Annotated in this window: 14 protein-coding genes; 4 read left to right on the plus strand and 10 right to left on the minus strand. The window is 71.6% G+C overall.

Annotated features, from left to right (window positions below; genetic code table 11):
* Positions 1-82: 82 nt before the first annotated feature.
* The 3 genes from STRNI_RS15035 to STRNI_RS15045 form a co-directional block, all read right to left on the minus strand.
* Positions 83-265 carry a hypothetical protein gene (locus tag STRNI_RS15035; protein ID WP_018089462.1) on the minus strand — a complete coding sequence of 61 codons (183 nt, stop codon included), beginning with the start codon at positions 263-265 and terminating at the stop codon, positions 83-85.
* Positions 266-523: 258 nt separating this feature from the next.
* Positions 524-1,003, minus strand: a complete 480-nt coding sequence (locus STRNI_RS15040) for a molybdenum cofactor biosynthesis protein MoaE (RefSeq protein WP_018089461.1) — start codon at positions 1,001-1,003, stop codon at positions 524-526.
* Positions 1,004-1,106: 103 nt separating this feature from the next.
* Positions 1,107-2,258 carry an SDR family oxidoreductase gene (locus STRNI_RS15045; RefSeq protein ID WP_018089460.1) on the minus strand — a complete coding sequence of 384 codons (1,152 nt, stop codon included), beginning with the start codon at positions 2,256-2,258 and terminating at the stop codon, positions 1,107-1,109.
* Between the two features lie 192 nt (positions 2,259-2,450).
* Here STRNI_RS15045 and STRNI_RS15050 point away from each other — a divergent pair, with 192 nt between their 5' ends.
* Together STRNI_RS15050 and STRNI_RS15055 are read left to right on the plus strand one after the other, a co-directional pair.
* Positions 2,451-3,914, plus strand: a complete 1,464-nt coding sequence (locus STRNI_RS15050) for a zinc-dependent metalloprotease (RefSeq protein WP_018089459.1) — start codon at positions 2,451-2,453, stop codon at positions 3,912-3,914.
* Entirely contained in the window at positions 3,911-4,441 is a 531-nt protein-coding gene (locus STRNI_RS15055) for an NUDIX hydrolase (protein WP_093643067.1), read from the plus strand. The genes STRNI_RS15050 and STRNI_RS15055 overlap by 4 nt, the downstream gene beginning before the upstream one ends.
* A 75-nt stretch (positions 4,442-4,516) precedes the next feature.
* Here the strand turns inward: STRNI_RS15055 and STRNI_RS15060 are convergent, their stop codons facing one another.
* The 4 genes from STRNI_RS15060 to STRNI_RS15075 all read right to left on the minus strand — a co-directional run bounded on the left by STRNI_RS15060 (position 4,517) and on the right by STRNI_RS15075 (position 8,457).
* Positions 4,517-5,275: an AIM24 family protein gene (locus tag STRNI_RS15060; RefSeq protein WP_093643064.1), complete on the minus strand. Its 759-nt coding sequence runs from the start codon at positions 5,273-5,275 to the stop codon at positions 4,517-4,519.
* A gap of 20 nt (positions 5,276-5,295) precedes the next feature.
* Entirely contained in the window at positions 5,296-5,979 is a 684-nt protein-coding gene (locus tag STRNI_RS15065; RefSeq protein WP_277411388.1) for an AIM24 family protein, read from the minus strand.
* A gap of 15 nt (positions 5,980-5,994) precedes the next feature.
* The gene (locus tag STRNI_RS15070; RefSeq protein WP_277411389.1) at positions 5,995-7,716 is read right to left on the minus strand and encodes a TerD family protein; all 1,722 of its coding nucleotides are present in this window, start codon (positions 7,714-7,716) and stop codon (positions 5,995-5,997) included.
* Positions 7,717-7,830: 114 nt separating this feature from the next.
* Positions 7,831-8,457 carry a M48 metallopeptidase family protein gene (locus tag STRNI_RS15075; protein ID WP_159486278.1) on the minus strand — a complete coding sequence of 209 codons (627 nt, stop codon included), beginning with the start codon at positions 8,455-8,457 and terminating at the stop codon, positions 7,831-7,833.
* A 178-nt stretch (positions 8,458-8,635) separates the two neighbouring features.
* On the opposite strand from STRNI_RS15075, the gene STRNI_RS15080 reads away from it, so the two are divergent.
* Both STRNI_RS15080 and STRNI_RS15085 read left to right on the plus strand, forming a co-directional pair.
* On the plus strand, positions 8,636-9,784 hold the full coding sequence (locus STRNI_RS15080; RefSeq protein WP_277411390.1) for a ThiF family adenylyltransferase: 1,149 nt from the start codon (positions 8,636-8,638) through the stop codon (positions 9,782-9,784).
* Between the two features lie 35 nt (positions 9,785-9,819).
* Positions 9,820-11,247 carry an ABC1 kinase family protein gene (locus STRNI_RS15085; protein ID WP_018089452.1) on the plus strand — a complete coding sequence of 476 codons (1,428 nt, stop codon included), beginning with the start codon at positions 9,820-9,822 and terminating at the stop codon, positions 11,245-11,247.
* A gap of 94 nt (positions 11,248-11,341) precedes the next feature.
* Here the strand turns inward: STRNI_RS15085 and STRNI_RS15090 are convergent, their stop codons facing one another.
* The 3 genes from STRNI_RS15090 to STRNI_RS15100 form a co-directional block, all read right to left on the minus strand.
* Positions 11,342-11,539 (minus strand): hypothetical protein, encoded by a 198-nt coding sequence (locus STRNI_RS15090; RefSeq protein ID WP_018089451.1) that lies wholly within the window; start codon positions 11,537-11,539, stop codon positions 11,342-11,344.
* A gap of 104 nt (positions 11,540-11,643) precedes the next feature.
* Complete coding sequence (locus tag STRNI_RS15095; RefSeq protein ID WP_018089450.1) at positions 11,644-11,961, minus strand: hypothetical protein; 318 nt, start codon at positions 11,959-11,961, stop codon at positions 11,644-11,646.
* Complete coding sequence (locus STRNI_RS15100) at positions 11,958-12,311, minus strand: WhiB family transcriptional regulator (RefSeq protein WP_026169602.1); 354 nt, start codon at positions 12,309-12,311, stop codon at positions 11,958-11,960. Before STRNI_RS15100 ends, STRNI_RS15095 begins: the two co-directional genes overlap by 4 nt.
* Positions 12,312-12,374: the final 63 nt, after the last annotated feature.

The raw sequence follows: 12,374 nt of genomic DNA on the forward strand, positions 1-12,374 counted from the left end.
GCCGTCCGTACGGGGTCGGCCCGCACGCACGCCGTCGCCACCCCGAAAGGCGGCGACGGCTTTCGCGGACGAACGGCGAATATCAGACCGGGTCCGAGGCGGGATCGGAAACGGAATGCTCCTTTTCCATGGCATCCCGGAACCGGGCATAACCCGCGAGCTCTGCAACGTCCCCGGTCTTGCGATTCCGTAGGGCCCAGCTGCTCCACACCGCGGCAACCAGCCCGGCGCCAACCGGAATCAGCAACCAGAGGAGCGCACCCATCAGCGACCTCCCAACCCCTTGTATGACCGCGATCGACGAATAAGCAGATTAACCATCTGCTCGGTCAACGGTTATGCCAGGGGGCGGGTTACGCAACCGGAACATAAGGCACCGGTTCGGCCTCCCGTTCGGAGTCCATCGCCCGCCCCGTCTGCTCTGCCGCCTGCCCGGAGAACGCGTGGTTACGCGCCCCCAGAAGACGGCGCTACGCGCCGACCCTCCCGCCCGTCACCCGACCTCCACCCCCAGAAGACGGCGCTACGCGCCGACCCATTCTTCTGTCCCGTCGGAAAACGTCTGGTGTTTCCAGATGGGTACTTCGTGCTTGAGATCGTCGATCAGCTTGCGGCAGGCCTCGAACGCCTCGCCCCGGTGCGGGCAGGACACCGCGACGACCACGGCCAGGTCACCGATGCGCAGATCGCCCACCCGGTGGACGGCGGCCAGCGCCCGGACGGGGAAGTCGGCGATCACCTTCTCGGCGATCCGGCGCATCTCCGCCTCGGCCGTCGGGTGCGCGGAGTAGCCCAGGCCCTCGACGTCGGCACCGTTGTCGTGCGAGCGAACCGTGCCGACGAACAGGGCCGTGCCGCCGGCCGCCTCGTCGCCCACGGCCGCGAACACCTCGTCCACGGACAGCGGGGTATCGCGGATCTCCAGGAGCCGGACCGGGTCCGCCGCGGCCCGCTCACCGGGGTGGTCGCGGCCGGGGGACGAAGGGGAGGGCGTGCCAGACATACCCCCATCGTGCCGTACCGGAGGCGCCGCGGGAATGGCCGTTTCCGCCGGTCGTCCGGGCCGCCGTATGGAGACTCCTCCAGCCCGGCGGGCCCGGTCCGGCTCAGATACGGCGGCGGGCCTTACGGGCGCGCCGCACCAGTGCGGCGGTGCCCAGGAGGGCGACGGTGGCGCCGGCGGCACCCGCGGCGGTGGCGTCCTTGCGGCCGAGCCTGCGGCCGGCGACGGTGTGCCGTCCGGCGACCTCCTCCAGGAGCTCGGCGAGCACCTCCTCGTTCGTCCAGCGGGGACGCCAGCCCGCATCGTGCAGCCGGCTGCCGCTGACTACCCACGGGTGCATCGTGTACGCGAGGTCCCCGGCGGGCGACGGCGTCAGGCCGATCCGGTGCAGCCGGGCCGCGGCGCCCAGGGCGACCGAGGACGGCAGCTCCATGCGCCGGATGCCGGACAGCTCCTCGACCTCCTCCTGCTCCAGCCAGCCGTCGCAGCCCACCGCCAGCTCGCCGTCGACCTTCTCCAGCGCCGCGTACTCCAGGGCGCTGACCAGGTCCTCGACGTGGCAGAACTGCCAGGCGGGGCGGGATCCGGCGACGACCAGGAGGCGGGGCGATTCGAAGTAGCGGGTCAGCGCGGTGTCGGTGCCGCCCACCAGGACGGCGGGGCGCAGCACGGTGACGTTCAGGCCGGGGTGGGCCCGGGGCGCGCGGTGCGCCAGGTGCTCGATCTCCAGGAGGTCGCCGACACCGGTGGCGTCCGCGGTGGCGCGCAGCTCGGCGTCCTCGGCCAGGGGCACATCGTTGTCGGGCAGCGCCCCGTAGACCATGGCGGAGGTGCACAGCACCACCCGGTGGACACCGGCGGCCGCGGCGGCGGTGAGCACGGTCTGGGTGCCGCGCACGTTGTAGGCGGTGCGTGCCGCGTCGTCGGTCTCCAGGTCGAGGTCGAGCGCCAGGTGGACGACGACGTCCGCGCCGCGCAGCTTGTCGGCGATGGCGGGGTCCCGGACGTCGAGGACGTGCCAGTGTGCCTCGGCGACGTCGCCGCGCCGCTCGTCGATGGCCACCACCTCCTTGACCTCGTCGGAGTCGACCAGGGCGCGGGTGAGCAGCGCCCCGACTCCGGATGCGGCTCCGGTGACGGCAATGACGGGCCGGCGCAGCGGCCGGTCCGTGGTGCCGCCTGCGGTATTGCCTGCCTTCTCGGTCTGGGCCGCAGCGTTTCGCGCTGCGCGAACGGTCGGATCTGGGGAACTCACCGGGCGTCTCCAGCGGTTGTCTTCAGTGCGAACGTGTGGTCATGCGTACGCACCAGGTGGCGTCCATCCTGCCGCAGCCACCGGGACAGCGAAGCACCGAGCCCCGAAGCGGTCCGGGTGTCTACGCTGGAGGTGATGTCGGGCAGCCGCCGTCGGCCACCTGGTCGGCGGCCCTACGAGCCGAGGAAACCCGTGAGTGACACCCCATTTGGATTCGGCCTTCCGCCGGAGGAGCCGGAGGACGGCGACAACGGCAAGAAGAAGGGCGGCCAGGGAGGTAGCCAGGGCCCCGCGGACCCGTTCGGGTTCGGCGGCGGGAGCGGCGGCGCGGACAATCCGTTCGCGGCGCTCTTCGGCGGCATGGGCGGCCCCGGTGGCGAAATGAACCCTGGAGACCTGGGAGCCGCCTTCCAGAAGCTCGGCCAGATGCTCTCCTACGAGGGCGGCCCGGTGAACTGGGACATGGCCAAGGACATCGCGCGGCAGACCGTCGCGCAGGGCGCCGAGGACGGCAGCAAGGACGCGAGCCTGTCGCCGGGTGAGCGCAGTGCGGTCGAGGAGGCCGTGCGGCTGGCGGATCTGTGGCTGGACGGTGTGACGTCGCTGCCGTCGGGTTCCGGCTCGGTGGTGGCCTGGAGCCGCGCCGAGTGGGTCGAGGAGACCCTCCCGGTGTGGAAGGACCTGGTCAATCCGCTCGCCGAGCGCGTCGGGGCGGCCATGGGCGATGTGCTGCCCGGGGAGATGCAGGCCATGGCGGGCCCGCTGCTCGGGATGATGCGCTCCATGGGCGGCGCGATGTTCGGCACGCAGATCGGCCAGGCGCTGGGCGTTCTGGCCGGCGAGGTCGTCGGTTCGACGGACATCGGGCTCCCGCTCGGCCCGGCCGGCAAGGCCGCGCTGCTGCCGGGGAACATCGCGACGTTCGGCGAGGGCCTGGGCGTCCCCGAGGAGGAAGTGCGGCTGTATCTGGCCCTGCGCGAGGCCGCCCATCAGCGGCTCTTCGCGCATGTGCCGTGGCTGCGCTCGCATCTGTTCGGTGCCGTCGAGGGCTATGCGCGCGGCATCAAGGTCGACACGACCAAGCTGGAGGACGTGGTCGGCCAGATCGATCCGCAGCATCCCGAGGAGCTGCAGAGCGCCCTTCAGCAGGGCATGTTCCAGCCCGAGGACACCCCGGAGCAGAAGGCGGCGCTGGCCCGTCTGGAGACCGCGCTGGCGCTCGTCGAGGGCTGGGTGGACGCGGTGGTGCACGCCGCCGCCAAGCCGCATCTGCCGTCGGCGGACAGGCTCCGTGAGACGCTGCGGCGGCGCCGGGCGAGCGGTGGCCCCGCCGAGCAGACGTTCTCGACGCTGATCGGTCTGCAGCTGCGTCCGCGGCGGCTGCGGGACGCCTCGCGGCTGTGGGCGTCGCTGACGGACGCGCGGGGCCTGGAGGGCCGCGACGGCCTGTGGGAGCACCCGGACATGCTGCCGACGGCGGCCGATCTGGACGATCCGGACGGGTTCGTGCACCACGAGCAGCCGGACTTCTCCGAGCTCGACAAGATGCTCGGCGAGGCCGCGAGCGGCGGCAAGCCGGATCTGGACAAGCCCGCCCGGGAGAACGACGGCCCGGACGAGACCCCTGGCGAGAGCAAGGGTGACGGCGACAAGTGAGTCTGCACGAGGACGCGGCGCGGGTGCTCAAGGAGTGGCCCGCGCCGTCCCCCGAACAGGAACAGCTGCGGCTGACCTATCTGGATCATCTCGCCGCCCATCAGGACGGCATGTGGAAGCCCTGCAAGGACGGGCACCTGACGGCCAGCGCGCTGGTGATCGACCCGGCCGGCGGGCGGGTGCTGCTGACCCTGCACCGCAAGCTGGAGATGTGGCTGCAGATGGGCGGCCACTGCGAGCCGGAGGACGCCTCGCTGGCCGATGCGGCACTGCGTGAGGCGCGTGAGGAGTCGGGGATCGCGCACGGACTGACGCTGCTTCCCGGCGGCCCGGTGCGGCTGGACCGTCATCACACGCCCTGCGCCTGGCATTTGGACGTGCAGTACGCGGCACTGGCGCCCGCGGGCGCGGTGGCGGAGATCAGCGACGAGTCACTGGACCTGCGGTGGTTCGCGTACGACGAGGTGCCCGGCGTCGCCGATGCGTCGGTCGTGCGCCTGGTGGAGCGCACCCGCGCGCTGCTCTAGACGGCAGCGGCCACGCCTTCCGGCGCCCGTCCCTTCCCGGGGCGGGCGCCGGAGGTGCGTCAGCGGCCGGTCGGCTCAGTTGGTGAAGATGTTGCCCTGGTTCTGTCCCCGGGCGCCCTGCTGGCCCATGCCGAACTGGGCGGCCACACCGGAGCCGATGACGGCGTTCTGCGGCGGCAGCAGCTCGCTGGGCTGGACCAGTGCGTAGCCCTGTCCGAGGAAGCTCAGCTCCCAGCCCTCTCCGGTGTTGCCGCGCCGGCGGAACACTCCTGAGGAGTGCGTCTGCGCCTGCATCTGGACGCGCAGCGAAGCGGACCAGGCGACCACCGCGTCGGCGTCGGCGTTGACGTACTTGTCGGGGGTGACCTGCAGCATCAGCGGCTCGCCGGAGGTCATCAGGGCGACCTTGCCCCGTCCGGAGATGTTGAGCTGGTACTTGCCGGTGCCGGAGATGCCGTACTGGCTGTCGACGGAGACGACCTCCCAGTGGAGGCCGGAGTCCAGCGCCAGGACATAGCTGCTGTCGACGGTCAGACCGTCGTGGTCGACGTCGACGACATGGACGTACTGGGCGAGGTTGGCCAGATAGACCGTGCCCTGCCCGGAGACGCGCATCAGCTCGAGGCCCTCACCGGAGTGCGCGCGGGTGCGGTGCTGGCCCGGCGTCTGGTAGTTGCCGTCGAATTCGAGCAGTCCCTGATAGGCGACCATCGTGCCCTTACGGGCGAGGACGTCCTCGTGGCCCTGGAGGGCGACGCGCAGCAGCTGGCTGTTCTGCAGGGCGTAGCGGTCCTGGGTCTGTGCCTCGGTGAAGGCGAAAAGCGGACTCTGCATGGCGTGTTCGGTCCTCCCCCTCAGCCCCGGGCCCGGAGCCGGTCGGTGCTGTCCTCGCTGGGCTGGACGACGACGAACCCCTGGCCGGAGAAGCCCAGTTGGTACGCCTCGCCGCTGCCGCGTCCGATCATCGAGGACGCCTTGAAGCTGCGCTTGCCCTTCATCTTCAGGTTGGTCGACCAGGCGACCAGGGCGTCCGGGTCCACATAGGTCTCGTCCTCACCGCGGCCGCAGTCGACGACGATGGGCGTGCCCCGGGAGGTCAGGGCGACCCAGCCGGTGCCCGAGATCTGGACGTTGAAGAGCCCCTGACCGGCGAACTTCGCCATGCCCTTGACGCGCTGGACGCCCCACTGGAGGTGGGCGTCGAGGGCGAGGAGGCTGGTGCCGTTGACGGAGAGGGAGTCGTCGTTGAGGTTGATGCAGACGACGTCGGCGCCGTAGTCGGCGAGGTAGAGCAGGCCGTCGCCGGAGCACTTCATCAGGGGCGCGCCTTCGCCGGTGAGCCACTGGGAGGCCATCTGGCGGACGGCGGGTGGGTTCGGCTCGTATTGGACGAAGCCTTCGTAGGCGACCATCGAGCCGGTGCGGGCGAGGACGTCCTGGCCGCTCTGCATGGCGATCTTCACCATGGCGCTGCCGTGGTTCTCCATACGGGCGGCGGGCGGGGTCGGGACGTAGCCCGACAGCTGCTGCTGGTTCATGACGTGCGGGCTCCCTCAGACCTCGTAGGGCTGGACGACGATGAAGTTGCCGGGCGCACCGCGGAACTGGAGGTTCACGGTCTCGCCGGAGTGGCCCGGATAGGCGTGCCGGCGCAGGCTCACCTGGCTGGAGATGATCACCTGCGAGGCGGCGGACCAGGCCACGATGGCGTTGGCGTCGGCGAAGGTGGTCGGGGTGACCGGCAGCACGACCGGGGTGCCCTGGGTCTTGACGACGACGGTGCCGGTCCCCTGGAACTGCATGGTGAACAGGGCGCCACCGGGGATGCCGTGGCCCTCGATACGGCGGACCTCGTGCTGCAGCGACTCGTCGAAGGCGAGAACGGCCTCGGCGGACACACAGATGGCGTCGCCCTGCAGCTCGATGGGGTGCACATGGGCGCTGTTCTCCGCGAAGAAGACCTGGCCCTGGCCGGAGCAGCGCATCAGCTGCATTTCCTGGCCGGTGGCGTTGCCGACGATCCGGCCGCGGAAGCCGGCGCCCTTGTAGCCGAAGTCGACCTTGCCCTGGTAGAGCACCATGCTGCCCTGGCGGGCGAGCACCGGCTGGCCGTCGATGCCGAGGTCGACGCGGATCAGCCTGCTGTTCTGGGGAGTCCAGCGCTGCCCCGTGGGGCTTTCCTTGTACTTGTCCAGTACGACGCCGAGGCCGGGGCCGCCGCCCTGGGGCACGGTCGGCGCCTGACCGCCCCCATAGGGAGCGCCCGGGGGCTGCTGTCCCGGCTGGCCGTACGGGGCGGGCCGGCCCTGCGGGGCACCGTATCCGCCGGGCGGCGGCACGGGCTGTCCGTAGGGAGGGGCCTGCGGGGCCTGCTGGCCGGGGTAGCCGCCGGGTGCGGGCTGCGGCGGGCCGTACGGGTCCTGACCGGGCGCCGGCTGGCCGTACGGGGCCGGCGGCTGCTGCCCGGGCACACCGGGCGGCGGGACCGGGCCGGCCGGCGGGGCCATGGGCGCGGCGAGCGTGGGCGCGTTGTGGACCTGCGGTGCGGTGGGCTGCGGGGGCTGTGGTGCGGCCGGGGGTGCTTCCTGCGGCGCGCCCTGGGGCGGGCCGAACTCGGGCGCGGGCTGCGGGGCGGGCGCCGCGGCGGGCACCCCGAAGGACGGCGCGGGGGCGGCCGGCCCGGACGGCGGTGCGAAGCCCGGCACGCCCTGTGCCGTGGCGGGCGGCTCGGGCTGTGCCTCGGCCTCTTCGGCGACCTCGCCGCCGAAGTTCTTCAGCAGCGCCTCGAGGCCGCCGTCGAAGCCCTGGCCGACCGCGGCGAACCGCCAGACGTCCTTGAGGTAGAAGTCGCCGAGCATGACGGCGCGTTCGGTGCTGAACTCGCTGCCCGTGAAGGAGTAGCGGGCGACCTCTTCGCCGCCGGCCACGATCCGGAGGTAGCCGGGACCGATCTGCGAGACCTGCCCGTCGCCGTCCAGCGCGGCGGTGAAGGAGAGCTTCTGGATGTGCGGCGGGAGCTTGTCGAGGGTGACCCGGAACGATTCGCTGTCGCCGGCCTGCGCGCCGAGCAGCTGGATCGACTCCTCGGGCGAGGTGGGCTGGTTGAAGAAGATGAAGTACCGGTCGTCGGAGAGCCGCTCGTCGGCGTCCAGGCCGAAGCAGCTGATGTCGAAGGTCAGGCCGGGCCCGGCGATCTGCACACCGACGTACAGATCCGTTCCCGCCGTCAGATCACCGATTTTGGCCTTGTGGCCCCGCTGGAATTCCCTGGCCATACGTAACGCCCGTCCCCCGCTCCGGCTGTGAGTTCTTCTGCGCGGCCAGGCTAACCGCTGGCGCCGACAGCGGGCGATGCCGGGGCGCGGCGGATCTCGTCCGGCCGCGCTCCCTCATTCACCGCGGGCGACGGGAAGATGGGGCAGCCGGTCGGCCGCGACCACCCCTTCGAGGTAGCCACGGGCCCGTTCCGTACGGGGGTAGGACTCCAGCAGACGCCAGAACCGGGGGCCATGGCCGGGGACCAGCAGATGAGCGAGTTCGTGCAGCAGGACGTAGTCGATGACGTACTCCGGCATGCCCTGGAGACGGTGCGAGAGGCGGATGCTGCCCTCGGCCGGGGTGCACGATCCCCAGCGGGTGTTCTGGTTGGTCACCCAGCGCACCGAGGCGGGGCGGGCGCGGCCGTCCAGGTACTGACCGGACAGCCGCCGGGCGCGCTCGGCCAGCTCGCCGTCGCCCAGCATCCGCTTGCTCTCCTGGGCGGCGAGCTTGTCCAGCATGACGGTGACCCAGCGCCGTTCCTCGGCCTCGGACATACGGGCCGGAATCAGGACAACCGTGCGGTCGCCCTCGCGGTACGCGGAGACCGTTCTGCGCCGTCGTGAACTGCGGCGCACCTCGACGGCGCTGGTGACCGGCCCGCCGGCCACGGGGCTCGGGGCAGCCCCGCGCGAGGTGTCAGCGGCGCGGCGCAGAGGGGTCTCCCCCGGGCCGTGGGCGGAAGGGTCGGCGGGCACGCGCCCGACGTTACCCGCTGGCGCGGCGGGAAGTCCCGCCCCGCGGACGGTTCGCCACCGAACCACTCCATGGCGTGCACCGCTTGTATGACCATTGCCCACTGCCTGTGGATAACTTCCGCGCCGATCCGCCGCGGGGCGCATGCTGAGAGCCGGACGACGAAGGACGGGGGCGGAGATGAGGCATCCGATGCTCAAGCCCGCGCTGCGGCGCGGCTGGCGGGACAGGGAAACGGTGCGGTTCGGGGTGGCACCGGCGCATGCGATGGTGGTCGGCCCGGTGGACACGGCGACCGGCAGTTTCCTCTCACTGATCGACGGCACCCGCACCATGCGGCAACTGGTCGAGGAGGCGGCGTTACTGGACCTCCCGCCCGAGCATGTGCGGGGTGTGGTGGACCGGCTCGGCGCCGCCGGCCTGCTGGAAGCCCCCACCGCGGGCGGTCCGGCGACCGAGGCGGTACGGGCGGACCATGCCGCCTTCGAGCAGCTGCGGCCCGATCTGGCCTCCCTGTCGGTGCAGCATCCGGAGCCCGCGGGCGCGCTGGGCCGGATGGGAGCGCGCCGGGCGATCCGGGCCCGGGTCAAGGGAGCGGGGCGGGTCGGCTCCGCGATCGCGGCACTGCTCTCGGCCTCGGGGGTCGGGCGGGTGGAGGTGTTCGACGGTGGCACGGTCCAGCCGTGGGACGTGCTGCCCGGCGGGCTGCCGGCCGAGCGGATCGGCGAGCGGCGGCGCACTGCCGCGCAACGGCTGGTCCAGCAGTCCTCTCCCTGGAGCCGTACCCCACGGCCGAGGGTCCCGGTCAGCGAATCGGGCGAACCCGGACTGTCGCTCGTGGTGCTCGCCCCGCGGGACGGGCTCGGCGCGTACGCCCCCGACCCGGTGTTGTCCGAGCCGTTGCTCATCGCCGGCATTCCGCATCTTTACGCGGGGGTGATCGAGGGCACGGGTGTGGTGGGTCCGTTGGTGCTGCCCGGCGGTTCGGCCTGTGCCCGCTGCGACGAGCTGCGTCGTACGGACGCGGAGCCGGCCTGGCCGCGGTTGCTCGCGCAGTGGCGGTCGGGGCGTGGTGCACCCGCGGTTCCGGCCTGCGATGCCGCGCTGGCAACAACGGTCGCGGGGATCGCCGCCGTCCAGGCGCTGGCGTTCCTCGATGGCGAACTCCCGCCGTGCACAGGGGCACGGATGGAGCTCGCGGCACCGTGTGCGAGCGTGCGGACGGTGCGGATCGAGCCTCATCCGGACTGCGGCTGTGGCGCTGCCGCTTCACCGAGTGCGGCGGGCGCCTCGGATCCTCAGCCGGAACACGCCACAATGACGGAGTAACCCCGGTAGGGGGACAGTGTGAGTTGGAGGGGCGCATGTCTGATCTTCCCCGCAAGGCGGTCACCCGCACCGCCAAGCTGGCCGCGCTGCCACTGGGGTTCGCCGGCCGCGCCACCTGGGGCCTGGGCAAGCGGATCGGCGGCAGATCCGCCGAGATCGTCGGCCGTGAGCTCCAACAGCGCACCGCGGAACAGCTCTTCAAGGTGCTCGGTGAGCTGAAGGGCGGGGCCATGAAGTTCGGGCAGGCGCTGTCCGTCTTCGAGTCGGCGCTGCCCGAGGAGGTCGCCGGGCCCTACCGCGCCGCCCTGACGAAGCTTCAGGAGGCGGCGCCGCCGATGCCGACGAGCACGGTGCACGCGGTGCTGGCGGAGCAGCTCGGCGAGGACTGGCAGGAGCTGTTCGAGGAGTTCGAGGACAAGCCGGCCGCGGCGGCCTCGATCGGGCAGGTGCACCGGGGGGTGTGGCACGACGGCCGCGAGGTGGCCGTCAAGGTGCAGTATCCGGGTGCCGGTCAGGCGCTGCTGTCGGACCTGTCGCAGCTGAGCCGGTTCGCCCGGCTGCTGGGTCCGCTGATCCCGGGCATGGACATCAAGCCGCTGATCACCGAGCTGCGCGACCGGGTGTCGGAGGAGCTGGACTACTCCCTGGAGGCGGAGGCCCAGCGGGCACATGCCGAGGAGTTCGCCGACGACCCGGACGTGGTGGTGCCGGCCGTGGTCCACCAGTGCGACCAGGTGCTGGTGACGGAGTGGATGGCGGGAGTGCCGCTGTCCGAGGTGATCGCGGACGGCACCGACGAACAGCGGGACCGGGCCGGTCAGCTCCTGGCACGCTTCCTCTTCTCCGGCCCCGCCCGTACGGGCCTGCTGCACGCCGACCCGCATCCGGGCAACTTCCGGCTGCTGGCCGGGGACTTCCCGGACGGCCCCGTGGAGGAGTGGCGGCTGGGGGTGCTGGACTTCGGCACCGTCGACCGGCTGCCCGAGGGGCTGCCGCCGACGATCGGTGCCTCTCTGCGGATGACGCTGGACGGCGAGGCGGACGCCGTCTACCAGCTTTTGTGCGAGGAGGGCTTCGTCAAGGAGTCCATCGAGCTGGACCCGGACGCGGTGCTGGAGTATCTGCTGCCGATCATCGAACCCGCGCAGGTGGACGAGTTCACCTTCACCCGGGGCTGGATGCGTCATCAGGCGGCCCGGGTCGGCGATCCGCGCTCCCCCGCCCACCAGTTGGGCAAACAGCTCAATCTGCCGCCCGCATACCTCCTGATCCACCGTGTGACCCTGAGCACGATCGGGGTGCTGTGCCAGTTGGGGGCGACGGTACGGCTGCGCGACGAACTCGAGGCATGGATGCCCGGCTTCGTACCCGAGGAAGAGCCGGCCGGCTCGGACCTCGCCGACTTCGGCACCGTCGTCGGCGCGGACATCGGTGAGGAGGCCGTCGAAGGGTCCACGGCCTGAGCCCGCCCGCCGGGCCGCACCGCATCGGCCGCCCGCTCCGCCGGCAAAGCGGGCGCGGCGGCCCGGGGCTCACCGGCCTCCGTGGCGCGAGGCCTCACCACCAGCTCGAATCCAGGCGTCCCTCGATGGCCCGGATGTTCTCCCGCGCGCAGTTGTCACAGAAGTAGCGGCGTTCACCGTTCTCGACGGAGCACGTCCAGGTCGGCGGGGCGCCCTCGGCCACTGCGCCGCAGCCCGCGCACACCGTGCCGCCGTCGGCCAACTCCGCCTGTTCATGCGTCTTCTGGTCCATCGCCCGACGATATCCCCGCCAACCACAGGAAGCGGGACATAACGCACCACGGGGCCCGCCCTGTCGGACGGACCCCGTTGTGTGGCGGCATCAGTGCGACGCCGTTACTGCATCACGGCCATGGCCAGCGCACGGCGGGCACGCAGCGACGCGCGCTCGGCGCGACGCTGCATACGCCGCGCGGCGGCGAGCCGATGAGCCCTGCGTTCCGATTCGGCCTCCCGGAGGCGTTCGTGCATATGAGCACGCGCCAGGGCTTCTGGGATGAGTTGCATTGCGTGGTTCCTGTTCTGACGCGACTCGATCACGTCGGTGTTCATGGGGACGGGTGTGTCGGTGAAAGTCGGGTTCATCGTGTGGTCCTGCTTCTGGGGGTCCCGTGTGAGGGGACGGTCGATCGTTCCTGTGCCGATGGTGTTCATGCCGCAACCGGGTTCTTACGCGGACGGCCACGCGGACGCTTCCGCGGCACGACGACACCCTGGACGAAGAGCTCGCCGCCCCAGACACCCCACGGCTCACGGCGGTCCTTGGCACCGGCGAGACAGGCCTCACGGACGGGGCAGGTCTGGCACAGCGTCTTGGCGTACTCGACGTCGGCCGGGGACTCGGCGAAGAAGACCTCCGGGTCGTAGGTACGGCACGGAACAGCGGCGCCGAGGCGGTCGATCTCGTCGTCGAGCTCGGTGAGGGGCAGCAAGGAGTTCTCCTGAGGGTCGGGCGGAGGGATCAGGTCGGTTGCTACGGACGGGGTGTGCGTCTGGAGTTGCACGGTGGTGTGTTCCTCGTCTGTTCGGCCCGGCTGGTGGCGGGCGCATGGGCAAACAAAAGGGCC

This window comes from Streptomyces nigrescens, assembly GCF_027626975.1.
Taxonomy (GTDB): Bacteria; Actinomycetota; Actinomycetes; order Streptomycetales; family Streptomycetaceae; genus Streptomyces; species Streptomyces nigrescens.

What these genes read in the sequence shown, in the direction of transcription:
- STRNI_RS15090 (WP_018089451.1), bottom strand. Translation starts at nt 11,539, where the DNA reads ATGGACCAGAAGACGCATGAACAGGCGGAGTTGGCCGACGGCGGCACG.
- STRNI_RS15040 (WP_018089461.1), bottom strand. Translation starts at nt 1,003, where the DNA reads ATGTCTGGCACGCCCTCCCCTTCGTCCCCCGGCCGCGACCACCCCGGT.
- STRNI_RS15060 (WP_093643064.1), bottom strand. Translation starts at nt 5,275, where the DNA reads ATGCAGAGTCCGCTTTTCGCCTTCACCGAGGCACAGACCCAGGACCGC.
- STRNI_RS15070 (WP_277411389.1), bottom strand. Translation starts at nt 7,716, where the DNA reads ATGGCCAGGGAATTCCAGCGGGGCCACAAGGCCAAAATCGGTGATCTG.
- STRNI_RS15065 (WP_277411388.1), bottom strand. Translation starts at nt 5,979, where the DNA reads ATGAACCAGCAGCAGCTGTCGGGCTACGTCCCGACCCCGCCCGCCGCC.
- STRNI_RS15035 (WP_018089462.1), bottom strand. Translation starts at nt 265, where the DNA reads ATGGGTGCGCTCCTCTGGTTGCTGATTCCGGTTGGCGCCGGGCTGGTT.
- STRNI_RS15080 (WP_277411390.1), top strand. Translation starts at nt 8,636, where the DNA reads ATGAGGCATCCGATGCTCAAGCCCGCGCTGCGGCGCGGCTGGCGGGAC.
- STRNI_RS15095 (WP_018089450.1), bottom strand. Translation starts at nt 11,961, where the DNA reads ATGAACACCATCGGCACAGGAACGATCGACCGTCCCCTCACACGGGAC.
- STRNI_RS15085 (WP_018089452.1), top strand. Translation starts at nt 9,820, where the DNA reads ATGTCTGATCTTCCCCGCAAGGCGGTCACCCGCACCGCCAAGCTGGCC.